This is a genomic window from Pseudarthrobacter sp. YAF2 (assembly GCF_052113345.1).
Taxonomy (GTDB): Bacteria; Actinomycetota; Actinomycetes; order Actinomycetales; family Micrococcaceae; genus Arthrobacter.
This window is the reverse complement of record NZ_JBFRDA010000006.1, coordinates 140,845-158,386: the sequence shown is the minus strand read 5'-3', so window position 1 is coordinate 158,386 and position 17,542 is coordinate 140,845. Positions and strand designations below refer to the sequence as shown.

The 17,542-nt window shown below is 63.5% G+C and carries 13 protein-coding genes and 4 pseudogenes; 9 read left to right on the top strand and 8 right to left on the bottom strand.

What is annotated here, in order from left to right; all coding sequences use genetic code 11:
• Nucleotides 1–111 precede the first annotated feature (111 nt).
• Nucleotides 112–792 (top strand): TetR/AcrR family transcriptional regulator, encoded by a 681-nt coding sequence (locus AB4Y79_RS08400; protein ID WP_441860385.1) that lies wholly within the window; start codon nucleotides 112–114, stop codon nucleotides 790–792.
• Nucleotides 793–935: 143 nt separating this feature from the next.
• Nucleotides 936–1,361 (top strand): Dabb family protein, encoded by a 426-nt coding sequence (locus AB4Y79_RS08395; protein ID WP_056393970.1) that lies wholly within the window; start codon nucleotides 936–938, stop codon nucleotides 1,359–1,361.
• Nucleotides 1,362–1,813: 452 nt separating this feature from the next.
• On the opposite strand, the gene AB4Y79_RS08390 is transcribed toward AB4Y79_RS08395, so the two are convergent.
• A complete protein-coding gene (locus tag AB4Y79_RS08390; protein ID WP_387449766.1) occupies nucleotides 1,814–2,125 on the bottom strand; it encodes a 4a-hydroxytetrahydrobiopterin dehydratase in 312 nt (103 codons plus the stop codon).
• A gap of 379 nt (nucleotides 2,126–2,504) precedes the next feature.
• On the opposite strand from AB4Y79_RS08390, the gene AB4Y79_RS08385 reads away from it, so the two are divergent.
• From AB4Y79_RS08385 to AB4Y79_RS08375, 3 genes are all read left to right on the top strand, one after another.
• Entirely contained in the window at nucleotides 2,505–2,711 is a 207-nt protein-coding gene (locus tag AB4Y79_RS08385) for a ribbon-helix-helix protein, CopG family (protein ID WP_240685144.1), read from the top strand.
• Nucleotides 2,708–3,076 (top strand): type II toxin-antitoxin system death-on-curing family toxin, encoded by a 369-nt coding sequence (locus AB4Y79_RS08380; RefSeq protein WP_441860384.1) that lies wholly within the window; start codon nucleotides 2,708–2,710, stop codon nucleotides 3,074–3,076. Before AB4Y79_RS08385 ends, AB4Y79_RS08380 begins: the two co-directional genes overlap by 4 nt.
• Before the next feature lie 921 nt (nucleotides 3,077–3,997).
• The gene (locus tag AB4Y79_RS08375) at nucleotides 3,998–4,921 is read left to right on the top strand and encodes a phosphotransferase family protein (protein ID WP_441860383.1); all 924 of its coding nucleotides are present in this window, start codon (nucleotides 3,998–4,000) and stop codon (nucleotides 4,919–4,921) included.
• 260 nt (nucleotides 4,922–5,181) lie between these two features.
• Here AB4Y79_RS08375 and AB4Y79_RS08370 read toward each other — a convergent pair.
• The 5 genes and pseudogenes from AB4Y79_RS08370 to AB4Y79_RS08350 all read right to left on the bottom strand — a co-directional run.
• Nucleotides 5,182–6,123, bottom strand: a pseudogene (locus AB4Y79_RS08370) (sugar phosphate isomerase/epimerase family protein); the annotation flags it as partial.
• Nucleotides 6,124–6,152: 29 nt separating this feature from the next.
• Nucleotides 6,153–7,334 carry a Gfo/Idh/MocA family protein gene (locus tag AB4Y79_RS08365; protein ID WP_441860382.1) on the bottom strand — a complete coding sequence of 394 codons (1,182 nt, stop codon included), beginning with the start codon at nucleotides 7,332–7,334 and terminating at the stop codon, nucleotides 6,153–6,155.
• Nucleotides 7,335–7,344: 10 nt separating this feature from the next.
• Nucleotides 7,345–8,481, bottom strand: coding sequence for a Gfo/Idh/MocA family protein (locus tag AB4Y79_RS08360; RefSeq protein ID WP_441860381.1), 1,137 nt, complete (start codon nucleotides 8,479–8,481; stop codon nucleotides 7,345–7,347).
• Nucleotides 8,478–8,636: pseudogene (locus tag AB4Y79_RS08355) on the bottom strand (sugar phosphate isomerase/epimerase family protein); the annotation flags it as partial. The pseudogene AB4Y79_RS08355 and the gene AB4Y79_RS08360, both read right to left, overlap by 4 nt.
• Nucleotides 8,637–8,742: 106 nt before the next feature.
• A pseudogene (locus AB4Y79_RS08350) lies at nucleotides 8,743–8,892 on the bottom strand (glycoside hydrolase family 32 protein); the annotation flags it as partial.
• A gap of 222 nt (nucleotides 8,893–9,114) precedes the next feature.
• Between AB4Y79_RS08350 and AB4Y79_RS08345 the strand changes: the two are divergent.
• From AB4Y79_RS08345 to AB4Y79_RS08335, 3 genes are all read left to right on the top strand, one after another.
• Nucleotides 9,115–10,599 (top strand): MGDG synthase family glycosyltransferase, encoded by a 1,485-nt coding sequence (locus AB4Y79_RS08345; RefSeq protein WP_441860380.1) that lies wholly within the window; start codon nucleotides 9,115–9,117, stop codon nucleotides 10,597–10,599.
• Nucleotides 10,600–11,342: 743 nt separating this feature from the next.
• Nucleotides 11,343–12,323: an alpha/beta hydrolase gene (locus AB4Y79_RS08340; RefSeq protein ID WP_441860378.1), complete on the top strand. Its 981-nt coding sequence runs from the start codon at nucleotides 11,343–11,345 to the stop codon at nucleotides 12,321–12,323.
• A gap of 26 nt (nucleotides 12,324–12,349) precedes the next feature.
• On the top strand, nucleotides 12,350–13,294 hold the full coding sequence (locus AB4Y79_RS08335; RefSeq protein ID WP_441860377.1) for an alpha/beta fold hydrolase: 945 nt from the start codon (nucleotides 12,350–12,352) through the stop codon (nucleotides 13,292–13,294).
• Between the two features lie 1,265 nt (nucleotides 13,295–14,559).
• On the opposite strand, the pseudogene AB4Y79_RS08330 reads toward AB4Y79_RS08335, so the two are convergent.
• Nucleotides 14,560–14,858 (bottom strand): annotated as a pseudogene (locus AB4Y79_RS08330) (cyclase family protein); the annotation flags it as partial.
• Between the two features lie 489 nt (nucleotides 14,859–15,347).
• Here AB4Y79_RS08330 and AB4Y79_RS08325 point away from each other — a divergent pair.
• Nucleotides 15,348–16,982: an amidohydrolase gene (locus tag AB4Y79_RS08325; RefSeq protein WP_441860375.1), complete on the top strand. Its 1,635-nt coding sequence runs from the start codon at nucleotides 15,348–15,350 to the stop codon at nucleotides 16,980–16,982.
• A gap of 73 nt (nucleotides 16,983–17,055) precedes the next feature.
• On the opposite strand, the gene AB4Y79_RS08320 is transcribed toward AB4Y79_RS08325, so the two are convergent.
• Complete coding sequence (locus AB4Y79_RS08320) at nucleotides 17,056–17,187, bottom strand: hypothetical protein (protein WP_441860374.1); 132 nt, start codon at nucleotides 17,185–17,187, stop codon at nucleotides 17,056–17,058.
• Between the last annotated feature and the right edge of the window lie 355 nt (nucleotides 17,188–17,542).

The window sequence follows — 17,542 nt, the reverse complement described above, 5'->3', positions numbered from 1 at the left end:
GCGTGGCCATCCAAAAGAAACCGAGCGATTCGGTTTCGCCAAACATAAACAGGTGTTCCTGATTTGGCAAGAGGGCCATAGGATGGGATACCGAGGAAGGGAAGAGGTGGCATGTCAGCTTCACTCACGAGCCGAGGCCCGTATAAAAAAGGGGTGCTGCGGCGCCAGGAAATCGTCGATGCGGCTGCACGCATATTCGCCAGGCATGGGTATCACGCGGGCTCATTGCGTCACATAGCCGAGGAAGTTGGCGTGACCGGAGCGGCTCTGATCCGCTACTTCGGCAGCAAAGAAGGGCTGCTGATAGCGGTTTTGCGCCACTGGCAGGAAGAATCGTCCCGCTGGCAGGGACCCCATACAGGTCTTGAACACATCCGGGCCCTGATTCCGCTCATGCGCTACCACACGACGCACCGGGGGTTCATTGAACTTTTCCTGACCCTAAGCACTGAGGCCTCAAATCCAGAACATCCCGCCCGCGACTTTATCGTCAAGCGTTACGAAGATTCGCTCCACGGATTCAATCGGCACTTAAGCATTGCCAGGGACGCCGGCGACATCCTGCCGCTTCCTGACGATGCAATCGATCTGGAGTCGCGCTCTTTGATCGCACTGATGGACGGGATGGAGCTCCAGTGGCTGCTCAATCCCGACCTCGACCTCGTAACCAACTTCCAGGCGCAGGTGAACATCACAATTTCCCGCTGGACCGGAAAGAGCATCGAGGAAGTCACACTTGAGACAGAGAAATGGCTGGAACGGGCCGACTCCTCACGGGCTGCCGCGCCCTGAAGCGCCCCGCTGAGGACCACACGGCATAGAGGGCTGGAACGGCGCCCTGCCTGGCCCGCTCGGTCTCGGCAGCCCTGGCTTCACTAACCCAGACAGGGAAGGAACGCCGTTCCCGCCTAAGAGAACAGAGGAGCAGGGCGCACATGACGGATGACGCCGAAAATGAACGCGAAATATCGCTGACACGGCCTGACTATGGCCCGGGGATTGTCCGGCACATCGTGCTGTTCCGTTACCGTGACGACATCGACGGCAAGGACTTACAAGAAATCGAGCAAAAGTTCCACGAGATACAAACATCCAAGCGGGATGGGCGCCCCTACATCCTGAGTATCGAGTCCGGGGCACAAAACAGCCCCGAAGGATTAGGGCAGGGATTCCATCAGGCCTACATAGTGTCTTTCGCGTCGCAGGGTGATCGGAACTATTACGTCGGTGAACCATTGATCACTGACCCGGCACTGTATGACCCGATGCACCACGCTTTCAAATCCTTCATCACGAACTACATCAGCGGTCAGGAGAGTAGCGTCCTCGTCTTCGACCTTCACGTTCAAGCGCCGCAGTGAAGCCGTTGTTGGTCAACCAGCCACCGGCGACGAAGCACGCTAGGGCGGGTACTTGTCGTTAGATATCCCCGGCCTATTTGAAAGGCCGATAATGGTGATTCTGTCAGTCTTCTGAGGCGGGGAACTGGCAGTTTTGGCGCTGCCATAAGGCTGCCCAGCGCAGGAATCTTATTTTCATCATTCGTGGCTGCCTGCGTGGTGAGGCCAAAGTGGCCATTATTCCGGCTACAGCAGGTTGAAGAAATGCACGCGGGGAAGTGCTGGAACGTCCAGCGACAGCATATGGTCGAGCAGGGCGGGGGTGACTCCGGGACTGCCAGGAGTTTGGCACCCGTCTGTAATGCGGCGTTGGCGTGTCCTGCGGCGAGGATGGTGCCGGCCCCGACGGAGGCTCTTGGCGTATCCGCTTGGCGCCTCGACGATCTGTTCGCCGCGTGCCCGGCGGCGCGGACTCATTCCGTGGCGGCGACTCCGAGGCCTGCGGCGTGGCCGCTGATGGTGCGGGCCAGGTCGATGTCGCGGCTGGTGATCCCGCCGACGTCGTGGCTTGAGAGCGTGACGCCGACCTCGGGGTAGGTGAGTGTGAGGTCGTGGTGGTGGTTGGCCTGCTCGGCGGAGGTTCCGATGCGGTTTACGAGCGCCAGGCCGGTGGAGAACTTCCGGGTCTTGAAGGTGGCGGTGAGGGCCTCGCCGGTCACGTGCCAGCCGGTGAGCCCGGCCTCGGCGAGTTCGGCGGCGGACAGCTTCCGTTGGGGATCAGTCATGCTGCGATCATGGCTCCGGATGGCCGCCGTGGGCTACCCTTGAAGCGCCACTCCTCCCAAGGGTGATGGCAGGCCGGCGACTGAGGGCAAAACGTCGAAACTGCGCGGGGATAACGTTGTCACGACCCGGCAGGTGAGAGAAAAGGCCCAGTCACGATGCCAGGGGCGTCCTCCGAGCCTTCCCCCGGCCAAATTCGAAGGCTGATAACGGCCGTTCGGTAAAGCTGACAACACCCTTCGGAGGTAGGCGCCTGGCCGACTGAAAGAGACAGCCAGCAAGACTTTATGCCTGCGGCCACGGCCCCTTGAGCTCGGGAGTCGAATCAAAGGCGGGTGCGGATTGCTGGAGGTGTCAGTACCGTTTTGGTACCATAAGGGCATGGCTATGAATCTTCGTGTCCCTGAAGACCTCGATCGGCGGCTGGAGAAGTTGGCTGCCGAGGAACACACGTCCAAGTCCGCGCTGCTGTTGCAGGGGGCAGAGTTGGTTCTGCAGCGCCACGCGCGGCGGCGTGAGATCAGTGAGGGCCTTGATTTTGTTATGAGTCATGATGCTGAGTTGCTGAAGCGCCTTGAGGACGCGTGACGGCGTACCTGGACATTGAGGATGCACTTCAGGTAGTTGATCGCTACGGCTTCCATATCCGTGATGTCGGCTTGTTGGCCTCGGCGTTGGCCAGGCCGGCTACGACTGTCATGGGCGCGGAGGCTTATCCCGAACTGGCGGTCAAGGCGGCCGCGTTGTTGGAGTCGGTCGCACGGTTCCATCCACTCATTGATGGGAACAAACGGACCGCGTGGACGCTCATGGTGCTGTTGCTCTGGATCAACGGTTACCGGCATGGCTTCACCACGGAGGAAGGCTTCGACCTCGTCGTCGGAGTCGCCGCGGGCACTATCGACTTGTTGGACTCTGCCGCCCAGATTTCTGGGCATCTGGTGCCCCGGTAGCCCTTGACCCCCTGAAAATGGGGTGTGGACAATGTCCACACATTTCGTCTCGTACTGCCTCGTACAGCTGCCGGACTTCTTCGAATTCCGCATGTTCTCGCGGGAGCCGAGTGTTTGCAAGGCCCGGAATACAGTTCGAGTCCCACCTCGGGCACGACGTTTTCCCTCGTCAGGGGCGATTGCTTTGACGTGTTGACAAAGCTTGTGTCCCGTCTTCTGGCGAGTTGGTCGCGGGTGTGGCCTGGCTGCCGCGGGGCCCTATTCAGGTGTGCGGTTGGCGGGTTCAGGGTCCTGGCTGGTGGCCCTCCTGCTGTCCTGGGGTCTATGCGGTCCTCGTTCCGGTTCTGTCGGGTAGACCCGGGCTGGCCTACACCTATTCATGGTCCGGGGGAGCGGAGGACGACATGACTGTACGATCTCGCTAAAGAGCCGCCCCTGGGAGGCGGTCTTAGGGCGTGCCCGCGAGAGTCGCGCCCCGAGGGTTGTCCTGGCAATTGGGGTGTGGACAGGGTCCATACTTACGTCTGTTTTATTGGAGGGCCGTGAGGACGTGAGCCCGATGCCTGGTTGGGCCATCAAGCTTTCGATCACGGTGCCTTGGAAGTTGGTTCTTGGAGCACAATGTGACTGCGATTTGGGGTGGTTTGATCCATGAACGGCGGCGCTTAGGCCCCCGACATGGCGACTTCCGATGTCTCTCCGCGGGTGTAAGAGGCAGTCAGGCCGGCTCTCGCCTGCTGCCCGGTTGTCTCGAATCGTTAGGGTTTCGAGGCGGGCAGAGGTTTCGAGACCTCGCATCGGGCTGAGTCGTGTTTGGTAAGTGGTCGGGCTGTGGTCGTTCCTCGGCCTGCCGGTGATCGTCAGCATGCATTGTGGGAATGTCCGGTGCCTCGATGAAGCGCCAGCTCCTAGAATGGGTGGGTGAATCTTTCGCATCTCGGCGCCCCGATGGGGCCGATGATCCGCGTGCTTGGCGGGTTCGCCAACCGGATGTACCGGCTGGACACCGACCAGGGGTCGTTCGCAATAAAGGAGCTGAACGTCGTCGACCGCCGCTGGACCTATCGCGTCGAGGACGTGTTCAGGTTTGAGCGGGCGGCCTTCGCTGCCGGCATTCCGATGCCAGAGCCAATCTCGGCCAGCCACTATACGCTCGTTCACCGATGGGTCGAAGGCGAGAAGGTGCCCGAAGCGCCGGTGTCGGCAGCGTACGCGTTTGAGGTCGGCGAGATCCTCGCTCGCATCCATGCGCTCGACGTCGCATGGACGAATGTATCGATCGAGGACCCGACGTCACAAGACTGGTCCGAGCTCGCCGCGCGGGCGACGGCAACCGGACAGCCGTGGGCCGATGAGCTCGCCTCTCAAGTGGAGACGTTCCTCGCGATTGCCCACTTCGTCGACACCTGCGAACGGCCAGGCCCCGTCGTGCTGACCCACAGGGACATCCAACCGTGGAATCTGCTCGCTCGAGAGGGGCGGCCGGTGGTGCTCGACTGGGAGCTCTCGGGGGTGCTCGACCTGTCCAGTGAACTCGGCTCGACCGCGCTGAGCTTGGCAAAGGGACCAGGCTTGGAGGACATCAAACCCCCCATTTTCCGCTCCGTTCTCGCCGGCTATGTCGCGGGAGGCGGAGTGCTGCCACCACCAGGTCCAAGTTGGTTTGTCTTTATGATCGGCGGCTGGTTGGGGCACGCGAGGTGGAACATCCTCCGGTGCCTCGCCGGTGTCGAGTCGAGCACCGGCCCTGGCCTCACGCTCTCGCACGAGTCCGTACGCAACGGTGTGCGCGGCCTCCCCGACATGTTCGGGCGACTTGGAGAGCTCGAGGCGCTGCTCTTATGAAAGTGGCCTGCATCCGTGCGTGGCCCGGAGCCTGTTGATAGACCTGACACGGTCGCAGATCAGATCAGATCAGTGCGAAGCGGTGAGGAGGCGCAGGTCCACGCTGATCTTGGCCCAACAGACCTCACGTTCATCCGCGATCTCCGTGATCGTGGCTGAGTTCGAGGAGTGCGTTTTCGTCGTTCGACTCGACGCGTTTCGAGAGCAGCGCCATCCCTGTCTGATCGATCACGACGCAATGATGAGCTCCTTTGCCCGTTTTTGAGGTTGGCGAGGGCTTCGGGGGCGCCGTGGAGGCGGTCCATGCCGGTGTCTTCCCATTCGATGCTGATGGGGCCGTTGTAGCCGATGGCGGCCTGGGCGCGGAAGGAGGCTTCCCAGGGGACGTCGCCGCGGCCGGCGGAGACGAAGTCCCAGCCGCGGCGGGGATCGCCCCAGGGCAGGTGGGAGCCCAGGACGGTGTTTCGGCCGGTTTGGCGGATCTTGGTGTCTTTGCAGTCCACGTGGTAGATCCGGTCTTTGAAGTCCCAGATGAAGGAGACGGGGTCGATGCCCTGCCATATCATGTGGGAGGGGTCCCAGTTCAGGCCGAACGCTTCGCGGTGGCCGATGGCTTCGAGGGTGCGGTGCGTGGTCCAGTAGTCGTAGGCGATYTCGGAGGGGTGGACTTCGTGGGCGAAGCGGACGCCGTGTTCGTCGAAGACGTCCAGGATGGGGTTCCAGCGGTCGGCGAAGTCCTGGTAGCCGGCGTCGATGACTTTTTCGGGGACGGGTGGGAACATGGCGACGTATTGCCAGATGGAGGAGCCGGTGAACCCGACGACGGTGTCCACACCCAGAGCGCGGGCGAGCCGGGCGGTGTGTTGCATTTCCTCGGCGGCGCGTTGGCGGACGCCTTCGGGGTCGCCGTCGCCCCATACTTTGGGCCCGACGATGGCTTGGTGGCGGAAGTCGATGGGGTCATCGCAGACGGCCTGGCCTTTGAGGTGGTTGGAGATGGCCCAGACCTTGAGGTTGTACTTCTCCAGGATGGCGAGTTTGGAGTCGATGTAGCCGGGTTCGTCCCAGCGCCAGGCGTCCAGGTGGTCCCCGGAGACGGCGATTTCCAGGCCGTCGTAGCCCCAGCCGGAGGCCAGGCGCGCGACTTCTTCGAAGGGCAGGTCGGCCCATTGGCCGGTGAACAGGGTAAACGGGCGGGGCATGGTGGGGCTCCTTGGCTGGTGGCGGGGCGCTAGTGGCGCACGACGGTGAGGGTGCTTTTGTTGGCCGCGGATTCCTCCACGGCGTCCAGGACGTATTGGACGTTCAGTCCTTCTTCGAACGACGGCGAAGGCTGGCTTCCGTCCCTGATGGCCAGCAGGAAGTCGCGGACCTGATGGGTGAAGGTGTGTTCCCAGCCGATCACATGTCCTTGCGGCCACCAGGCGGCCAGGTAGGGGTGTTCGGGTTCGTTGACCAGGATCCGGCGGAACCCCTGCTCGCGAACGGGCAGGGTAGCGTCCAGAAACCTGAGTTCATTCAGCGACTCCAGGTTGAAGGTCAACGCGCCGTCGGTGCCGTACATCTCTATCTGGAGGCTGTTCTTCTGGCCCGTCGCCACACGGGATGCTTCGACGGAGGCGCCGATGTCTCCAGTAAGCCAGAAGGTTGCCCACGCGGCGTCGTCCACGGTGACGTCCTCCAGCCCGTCCGGGCCCGGCCGCTGGGTGACGAACGTCTTCAACACCCCGGAGGCCTCAAGGATGCTTTCCCCGGTAAGGAACTGGATCTGGTCAATGGCGTGGGAGGCGATGTCGCCCAGAGCTCCGGAGCCCGCGGTTTCCTTCCGCAGGCGCCAGGTCATGGGGGCCTGGGCGTCCGCCAGCCAATCCTGCAGGTACGCGGCACGGACATGTCGGACCGCACCCAGGCGCCCCTCGGCGATCAGTTCCCTCGCGAGGGCCAGCGCCGGGACGCGGCGGTAGTTAAATCCGATCATGGACTGGATGCCGCGCGCACGGGCGGCACGCGCGGCCTCGGTCATCGCTTCCGCCTCGGCGATGGTGTTCGCGAGGGGCTTCTCCAGGAGCACGTGCTTTCCGGCTTCCAGCGCCGCGATGGCGATTTCGGAGTGCATCCAGCCCGGGGCGCAGATGTCCACGATATGGATGTCATCGCGTCCCAGGACCTGGCGCCAATCCGTGGCCCACTCGGCCCACCCGTACCTGTCCGCGGCCTCGGCGACCTTTTCCGCGTCCCGGCCCACCAGGACCTTCTGCTCGAAGGCCGGAACATCGAAGAAACTGGCCACGTTCCGCCACGCATTGGAATGGGCTTTGCCCATGAACGCGTAGCCGATGGCCGCGACACCGAGGGTTTCGCCTTCCGGGTGGCCATTCTGGGGGTTGGTGGGGGCAGGTGCGGAGCTGGTCATGAGTGGGTTCCTAGAGGGTGGCGGCCGTCGGTTCCCAGTCCTCGGGGAGGGCCGGCGACGTTACGGCGGAGCTGTCAACGCCCAAAAAAGTGCCGGTTTCGGCGGACTCGGAAATGGAAACCAGGGTATCGACCACGTGGTAGGCGAGGGCTCCCTGGGCGCGGTGCGGGACACCGGCGCGGAGGGAACGGGCCATGTCCAGCACGCCCATCCCGCGGCCGTTGGCCGGTCCCGTGGCGCGAATGGTTTCCGCTTCTTCGGCTCCCGCGCGCCAGAGCTTGAGGTCGCCGTCGAAGTAGTTGGGGTCAGGCAGTTCCAGGGTGCCCTCGGTGCCGGTGATCTCCACGAAACCCGTCCGGATGCGCGGGGACTCGAAGCTGTAGACGCTGTGCGACGAGGCACCGCCCTCGAACTGCAGCATCGCGGAGACGTGGGTGGGGACCTCGACGGCGAATTCCTCCCCGGCCTTGGGCCCGGAACCGACCACGCGGACGTCCTTGGCTTTGGACCCGACGGCGGCGACCTTCCGGACCGAGCCGAAAGTCAGGACCAGGGCAGTGATGTAGTACGGGCCCATGTCGAAGAGCGGACCCGCGCCGTGGGCGAAAAGGAAGGCCGGGTTCGGGTGCCAGGACTGCGGGCCCGGCGTCTGGAACATGGTCAGGGCCGTCAACGGGGTGCCGATGTTACCGCGTTCGATGATCCGCCGGGCCGTCTGCAGTCCCGCGCCCAGGAATGTGTCCGGTGCGCAGCCCAGGCGGATGTCTGCGGCGTCGGCTGTCTTCAGGAGCGCCAGGCCGGATTCGCGGTCCAGGGAGAACGGCTTCTCGGTTAAGACGTGCTTGCCGGCGTTCACGGCCGCCGTGGCCACCTCCACATGCGCGGCCGGGATGGTGAGGTTCACGATGATTTCGACGTCGGGATGGTTCAGGGCCGCGTCCACCCCGCCCCACCCTGGGATGCCGTATTCCTTGGCCCGCGCTTCCGCGGCTTCCTCGAACAGGTCGGCGATGACGTGGACCTTCAGGTCAGGGAAGACCGTCAGGTTGTCCAGGTAGGCCTTGCTGATGTTGCCGGCCCCGATGACGGCGACACCCACGGGTCCCCGTCGGGTGGAAGGTGTGGTCTGGTGTGTTGCGGCGCTCATGCCTTCACGTCCTGTGCTGCGTTGTTCTGAAGGAAGGCGAGGCTTTCGGCGACGCCTTCGAAGATGTCTCCGGCGTAGTCGTCGAACTCCACGACGCCCACTTCCAGGGACTTGGCGGCAGCAACGACGTCGAGCACCGGCATGGTGCCCTGGCCGTCGGAGCGGTAGAGGACCACCTTGTTCTCCCGGGCTTCAACGGCGACCATGACCCAGTAGACGCGCTGGTGTAGATGGCCACAGGGTGGGAAGCCAGAGGTCCCCTCCGAGTCCGCTGGTGTTGAACTCGTCCCAGACGATGCTGCCCGAGAAGATGTCTTCGGAATCGTCGCAGCTGATGGCCACCGGCTGCTCGGTCCAGGTCAGGAGGTCGGTCGAGGTGGCATGGCCCCAGGACATGTTTCCCCAGACGGAGTGCTTCGCTCACGGGGGGGGAAGAAACAGCATTTATGGCTTGGGGTCATCTTTCATCGTGCAGTTGGATGTGAAACCGGGCTTCGGCAGCGTGGCCCTTGGCCGGCGGTTGGAGAGAGTGCGGAGACCAGGAGGGGCTCTTGTGGCGCCCGTAGATGACGTCATCTGATCGAGTACACGTTGGGGCCAAGCGGTGATGATACGGCCCGCTAGACTCTCTTCATGCGCAGAACGTCGGCACGCGGCCCCGACGCCGCCGGGAGGGAACGCGTACTTATCCTGTCAGCAGGCGTAGGAGCTGGGCATAACAGCGCCGCGGCGGCGTTGCAGCAGGCCTGTTCCGCGCGTGCCGACATCGACGAGGTGCAGGTACTGGACGTGCTGCAGGTGAGCAGCGTGCTCTACCGCACACTGCTGGGCAAGGGGTACTTCGTCCTGGTCGAGGACTTGCCCTGGCTGGTCGAGTGGGGCTACGACATCAACGACCGTCCGTTCCGGCGCCGGGGCCCAGTAGACCCCTGGACACGGGTGAACCCTCTTCCAGTGATCGGTGCGATCAAGCGATTCCGGCCCACCGCGATCATCTCCACGCACTTCCTGCCAGCCCAACTGCTGGCATCACTGCTCCTTCGTGGCGTGATTGACGCGAGGACCGCCGTCGTCACGACGGACTACGACTTCCAGGGCCTGTGGCTTACGGGCGCGTTCCACGCGCTCTTCCTGGCCAGGGAGGAGGGGAGGGTGGAACTGATGGCGCTGGGTTTGCCCCCCGACCGCGTCGCGGCCACGGGCATCCCGATCGCTACCCAGCCGAACGTAGCGGCTGCGCGCGGTGCAAACGAGCCCCCGATGTTGCTCATCTCGGCGGGCGCGACTGGCGGCGACTATGCCGTCTCGGTCGTGCGGCAGACGCTGCACATGCGCTCGTCCTTCACTGCCACGGTCTTGTGCGGACGCAACAATGCGCTGCGACAGCGTATCGAGGAGCTGGTGGCGCCCGCGGGCGACCGTTATCGCGTGCTCGGGTTGACGGCGGAGATGCCGCAGCTGCTTCGCCGCGCCGACTTGTTTGTGGGCAAGCCGGGCGGGCTGTCGGCGTCGGAGTGCATGGCTGCAGGGCTGCCCATGGTGCTTGTGAACACCATCCCGGGGCAGGAGGTTCGCAACGGCGATTACCTGATGGAGCAGGGGGCGGCGGTCCGCTGCAACACTCCCGCGACGATCGGCTGGAAGATCGACGAGGTGCTGCGGGAGCCGGGTCGCCTGCAGCGGATGCAGGCGGCGGCGCGGAGGACGGGCCGCCCTGACGCTGCGGCGGACGTGCTGACCGGACTGCTGGACGGACCGTCCCGTCCCCTGGTCGTGACACGCGCAGCGCAGAAAACGATCCTCGCCGAGAGCGAGCGGCGCGTCGTTGCGACGGATCTGGCGGGGCCCTCCTCGCTGGTCCGCATTGTCGACTTGGCTGGGGCTAGCACGGTCGCGCTGCTGCGCGCAGAGGAGCTGGGAGATCTGCAAGAGCGGTATGCCACCCCGGACGGGGGTCTGGTGCTCCGGCGCGGCGACGCGCTCATGTCGCTCAGGGGAGAGGAGCGGCGGCTGCTCCGCGCCATTCTTCGGGGGGACGACGAGCTGCCCGTCCGCGTCGAGGGGCCCTCGCCACCCCCTCGCATCGTTCCCGCGGGACCGGCCGGACACGACCCATAAAGACTGAATTGCTGCAGTCACCGGAGGAGTTATAAAGGACAGGACGCCCGTCGGGCCGTGCAGGCAGCTATCTGCCAGGTGCCCCCGACGTCGAGCCTGAAAACCTCGCCGGCCGCGGCAGGACCTGGAGCTCGACTCACTCGACTTTCTCCACCTCGGGAAATCATCGCAATGACATGGGCGTGGACATTCCGGGACGCGAATATCCGGCTGTGGCAACGGTTGACGGCATGGTCAACTACCTGGCCAGCCACGGCTCAAGACAACTTGGCCGACCAAGGTGGTAGCCCTCTTTCGACATTGCCGTTGGGTGTCCACTGTTGTGTGTGTACCAGGTCTCCGGCAGCACATTTGGGTGGCGACCGCTGCTGTGCGAATCCCGGGGACAGGAGCTGGCCAGCTCCCTGGAACAGCACGGCAGCGATGGTGTGGGCGGGGCGGCTGCGCCGGTACAGTCCGTGAACCACTGCCGGCGTCTTCGGGGCCGCCGGCTGCGCTGCTTGGTCCGAAACCCCGGGCAAGGAAGGGCCCTCAGCGGACCGAGGTCCCTCCAAAAGACACTGCGGGCAAAACAGGCAACAAGAACGAAGGCCCCCGGGCCGGCCGACGTTCGGCATTTCTGGTCTTCCGGCTAGCATTATTGGATGACCACTGCGGTCCACAATTCCGAAAGTGCCTTCTCGCTGGCACGCCGGGCGCGAGGAGTGGTGCGCCGCGTCCCGGTCTGGACATGGCGGCTCCTCATGCGCTCGGTGAGCTCACGTGAGCGGACGAGGTTAAACAGCGAACCCATCACGGAAGTGGACTACGTCCACGACATAAATTACCTGGGTGACAATGTGCGGGCGCACCACCTGGACGTGCTCACCCCTGCTGCTCCGGCTGGGGACAGCGCTGGGAGGAGGGCCGGGAACCAAAAGTCCCTTCCTGTCTACGTCTATTTCCACGGCGGAGGCTGGACGTCCGGGGACAAGTCAGCGCTGACCAAGTACTGCGCGAACCAGGCGCTCGGCGGGATGGTTGTGGTCAACGTCAACTACCGCCAGCCTCCCCGTTTCCAAATGGACCATGTTCTGAGGGATGCAAACGCAGCCTTGGCGTGGGTAAGGGCGAACATAGGCCAATACGGCGGGGATCCGGAATGCGTGATCTTAGGGGGTGACTCCGCCGGCGGTCAGATCGCGGCTTTGCTCACCGCTACCATCGTCAGGCCTGAGCTCGCCGCGCATTACTCCTTGAAGCCAGCTGTCCCAGGGAAGCACCTGAAGGGACTGGTTCAGCACTGCAGCGTGGTTGATTTCTCGGTGTTTTTCAAGAGCGGCTTTGTCCTCAGCCTGAACTTCGTCCGAATGTTGCTGCCATCGGCCGGCAAGGCTAGGGGCTGGATGCACAGTGCCTTCTCCACTGGCCCGGGCATGGAACGGCTAAGGGCCGCGGCCGGCTTCGTGGCTCCCATTGAGTGGCTCGACGCCCGCTTCCCACCGGTCTTCGTCACTACGTCCGAGCGCGACTTCTTTTACGAGGCGAACGTTAGCTTCATTAAACGGCTTCAACAGAACGCCGTGCCAGTAGACACGTTGATCTACTCCTGGGCGAATGCCAACACTGAACACACATGGCAGCAGGACTACCGCTATCCGGAATCCCAGGAAGTATACCGGCGCCTGCGCGCTTTCGTCCGGAATGTCTCACAGCAGCCTGTTGACCATGACCCCGCGCCATAGGCAGCCGTCCGGGCTATGTTTGGACCATGGCAGCGCAGACGCAGGGTCAGGAACCGTCCGAGGTCGATCCAGAGGGGAATGGCTCCGCGAGGGTTGATACGGCTGCCCTGCGGGATGCCCAACTGGGGGACGTGGACTGGACCATCCCGCCTGCTGGTTCCGTGACCATGCGCATCCCCGTACCCAGCGGTCAACTTGCGGCCTTGGCAATGGGTGACCCTGACGATCCATGGATCGTGTTGGTTCCGGGCGCCACTGGCTCGAAAGAGGACTTCTCGCTCATGATGCCGGACCTGGCCGGCGGGGGCTTTTTTGTACTGAGCTATGACCTGGCCGGCCAGTATGAGTCAGCAGCAGCGGGGCCGGAGAAGCTGGTTCCACCAAAGCGGCGTTACGACTACGAACTCTTTGCCGAGGATTTCCTTGCAGTCATCGAGGCCGCCGGCAAACCCGTGCACATAGTGGCTTATTCCTTCGCTGCCATTGTTGCCCAAATCGCCTTTTCGAAGAGACCGGACCTCTTCAAGACCCTAACCCTTTTGAGCTGCCCGCCGGAGCCCGGCCAAAGCTTCCGTGGCGTCAGCCGGATCGGCCGTTTCAGCAGCTGGGCCAATGACCGGATCGGGGCAGCCCTGCTGATTTGGGGTATTCGCAGGGGTTTTGTCCCGGTTCCCAAGGGGCGCCGGCGGTTCGTCAACTACCGCTTCAGTTTTACCCGCCGGGCCTCTGTCCGGGACATCTATGGACTAATGAAGAATGCACCGGACCTGAGGAAGTTCCTGGCCGACGCCGCGCTCCCGAAGTTCGTTGCGGTCGGTGAGCATGACTTATGGCCTTTGCACCTGCACCGGCGATTCGCGCAGGCGATCGGAGCCCGGATCGTCGTCTACCGCGGCGGGCACAGTCCCTGTGAAACTTCGCCACACCAGTTCAGCCGTGACCTGATGGTCCTTTACGGGAAGGATAGCTGAACGGCGTCGGAACACGCGTCATCGGCGGTCCCCCATGCACGCGCCGGTGTATACGTCCCAAGCGGCGCTTAAGCTGCGGTTCCTCCCTGAACTCGCCCTGAATGTCACACGGGACATCTCGAGGCGCCGCCTCAGCGATGGCCAGTTCGCAAACGGCCGCGACGAGCCCCCGACGCCTTTGCGGTTCCGGAGGCGTCACCGATTTTGAGCAGATGAACCGCCGCTTCTCAGCCTTCCCCAGTTTTCCAACGAACGAAGGAACGAAGCGGCATGACTTCGGCATCAGCAATGATTCCGTTCGCAGGGCGCCTCTTTCGTTGTTGTTTCTGCCCATGCCAGGTTGCTCCCGGTCGGCCACAGAGCTTGGGTATGTTTTGCCCAGGGGCTGTTTGATCCCTAATCGGCTCGGGGCGGTGCCCGCGGTGACCGGCGCCGTTTCCTTAAGAAAGGGGACGGAAGGGTCGATGTATGAGCTCTGTTTGTCCTGCCTATGGGGTGTTTATACTGATGCTCCTATCGTTGTCAATGGTCGCTCGGCCTCGTGCCGCGGACGTTACCGTGGCTGCGGTTCCGGCCTCAAAGGGTCGCTGTTGCGGTCACTGCGCGAGGGCCTGCGGCCGCCCCTTGACCCCGGATTCTTTGCGGCCATGGTCAGGCGGGCAGCGCACGGGCCAGCAGACGATGTGGCTGGGCGATTGCGGGGGATTGGCAGTTGAGCCAGGTTTCGTAGCGTTTGTGGAGGTCGTTGTCGTGGCTGAGTCCGCGTTCCAGCCTGGATAGGGTGGTGGGCTAGACGTGCAGGGCGTCGGCGGCTTGTTGGAGGGCGGAGGTCCAACGCGGTGTTGACGAGGTGCGCATCAGTCCCGGAGAACCGGGCGTGACTCAGGGTATATCCGACCGGCGTATGCGGTGTCTTGAAAATGACTCGTCCGCGCCGTTCCCCGGGCACGGTCTGGCCGCCCGGGCTGACCTGATCAGAAGACTGTCCACCTCTGGTGTGACCCACTACAGATGCGTCTCCGATGCTACCCATGCAGAGTCCTGCCACTTGTCCGGTTCAATAGAAGGAGAACACCCAATGGCAATCATCGCCGAGGAATTTGAGTTCGTTGTTGGCGTCGATACCCACGCCCGCACACACGCTTTCGCAAATGCGTCCGGGTTCCACATTTCGCCCGGGAACAGCCCGAGATTGGGGATTGGCACTGGCTGCAGAGCCTGACCGGTCTGAATACCGGTGACCAGACCAGGTCGCCTCCGGAAGCGAGGCCGTCCCACTGGGTCGAGCACTGTAACGGCATCGCAATCACGTCGTCGGCCCCGCCGAAGCCGTGGGGAAAGCCTTGCTTTCCGTGCTCGGCGTCCAGTCCTGTGTCTGTCCTGGTGTGCACCGGGTTCGTCCGGTGGCGCCAGCCCCTCTGCGGACCATTTGCATCGAAGGGTTGTGACAGGAAAAGACATCGCCTGTGCGCACCAACTGTGCGGCTTCAAGGCGCTTGCGGTATGGACCGAGGTCGGCCAAGGCCGGATCAGCTACCCGCCAGGCGTTCGACGGCGGGTGCATCGTTCTTGAATCGCCGCCTGTTCCCGAGGGGCTGGTTCTGTTTCCCCAGCTGGCCGCCCTTTTTTACAGGACGCTGCCAACAGCGGACTACGTAGAGATGGGGGAGCCCCGCATGGGCTGCTCTGGACTCACACGAGGAAGCGAACGAAGCAATGCTGGCCTTCCTCGCCAAATAGACCCTCGTGCCGGGTGGATCCTTGTCCGGCAGGGCTCCCAGTCGGCTACCCGGCCGGGCATCGCCGCGATCTAGCCACTGATGCCGCCTGGGACACCCCCTGCCGCAGCACCCCTGACGCTGTGGAGGATGTTGGGGATTTTGAGGCGGGCGCGCAAAGCTAAGTGTTGTGCGCGAAATGACAACCGGTCTCGTTCCACGCCTCCCTAGAGTCGTCTCCATCACTACTGAAGGGGATGGGTTGTTTGATTGGTAAGGCGGCGGATTTGGTGCTGGTGAACGGAACTATCGCAACGTTGGACAGTGCCCGACCAGTGGTTTCGAAGCTGGCTGTCAGGGACGGCAAGGTTCTTGCACTGGACGAGGAGGCAGAGCTGGCATGCGGGCCTGACACCAGCATCATCGACCTCCACGGCTCCTACGTGATGCCGGGCCTGCTTGACGTGCACAACCATCACATGGTTGCCGGGCAGATGGACTTGTTCGAACTCAACGTGCCCCCGGTCCTGAGCCTGGATGGACTCTTGGCCGCGGTTGAGCGCTACGCTACGGGCCTGGGACCGGATGAATGGCTGGTGGGTGGTAGCTGGGGTTCCGGGCTCCTGGCCGAGATCAACTCAGCCGAGGCGCTCGCCCGGCTGGACGCAGCCACGCAAGGACGCCCGGCGCTGCTCAAAGACGACAGCAAACACAACCGCTGGGCGAACTCGGAGGCCCTGGAGCTCGCCGGTATTGGTGGGCAGACCCAGGATCCGGAAGGCGGCCAGATCCTCCGGGATGCCTCAGGCAAAGCGACCGGGGTCCTGATCGAAGCCGCAGGGGTGCTGCTTGAGCAGACCCTGGCACGGCTTCGCCCGGAATCCGTGCAGAGGCTGGGGCAAGCGGTTGAACGTGGCATCGGCATCCTCCACTCTTACGGCGTGACGGGCTTCCAGGACGCCGCTTCCTCCCTCCAGCAGATGCAGGCGCTGAAGGCGCTTGACGACGCCGGGCAGCTGAAGGCCTGGATTGTCACGTCGATGCCGGTGAACGATCCGATTCTCGGCACCCACCCGCTGGGGGAAGACATCATCGCCCACCGGGACGGGTTTCGAAGCGAACACCACCGCCCCGACTTCATCAAGATCTTCCTGGACGGCGTCCCGCCGGCAGGCACCGGAGCCTTCATCGAGCCGTACCTCCCCGGCGTCGGCTTCCCGGAATGTCACTGCGGCACCACGGCATTGCGGGCGGACGAGCTGGAGGGGTGGCTGCTGCGAACAGCGGACCGCGGCATCTCTGCGAAGATCCACTGCACCGGGGACGCCTCGGTCCGGTTGGTACTGGACACCGTGGAGAAGGTACGTGCCGCAGGCTATTCCGAAGTGAAATACCACATCGCGCATGGCCAGTTCGTCCAGCCGGATGATATTCCCCGGTTTGCCGAACTGGATGTCACTGCCGACATTTCTCCGTCGCTCTGGTTTCCGGGCGTCATCACCCAGGCAATAGCTGCGGTCCTGCCGGCAGAGAGGGCGTCCAGGATGCAGCCGAACCGGGCACTCCTCGATACCGGTGCGAGGATCGCAGGCGGGTCGGACTGGCCGGTGAGCATCTCCCCGAACCCCTGGGAAGGCATCTACGGATTGGTGACCCGCATGGACCCCACGGGTATGTTCCCTGGGGCGCTTTGGCCCGAGCAGGCGGTCAGCTTGGACGAAGCCATCAGCATCTACACCACCTGGTCCGCCGAGGCGATGGGCCTGGATGATGTTACCGGTGCACTGACGCCGGGCAAGTCCGCCGATTTTGTGGTGCTCAGCGCCAATCCCCACCAGGTTGACGTGGACGAGGTCCGCCACATTACAGCTACCCAGACATGGTTTGCCGGCCAGAAGGTTTACGACGGCGGTCCCACGTCCGGCGCCGATCCTGACGATCGCCTTGTTGCCGGAAACCTGGGAGTGTAACGGCGTCGTTGGATAGTGCTCAACCCCGGGTTCCGGCTCAAGCAGAGTGGTCGGAACCCGGGGTTGAGCCGCGTTAAACAAGGCGGGTGGTGACGGTTACCGGGTTGGCGATGGGGTCCCTGGTGGGCGATGTCTCCTGGAGAGCCATCACGAGTTCTTCGAGCGGCTCGCGGGGAGCGCCGGCACTGTTTGTGTGGACCTCCAACGTGACCTGGTTGGCTCTCTTGCGGACGGTCTTATCGATGCCCAGATGGCTTTTGAGGGTCGGTCACGAAACCCAGCATCATGCGGACCTCGTCCACGGTGGACTGGCTGCGCATGGCGAAGGTCACCTGGCCCAGTCCCCGTTGAGCGGTCAGGGCCGCGATGCCCTCTTCGAGAGCGGCAAGATCAACATTGGGCTGTGCGGTTCCGGTGTTCGGCGTCTTTTACGCGTTCGGCAGTCTGACGGTACCGACGAGCGCACCCACGTGACACGGGCAAGCGAGTCAGCCGGGCGGGATATGACCAAAACATGTCCACGTGCACGTTGCCCACATGCTCCTCCATGTTCTCGGAAA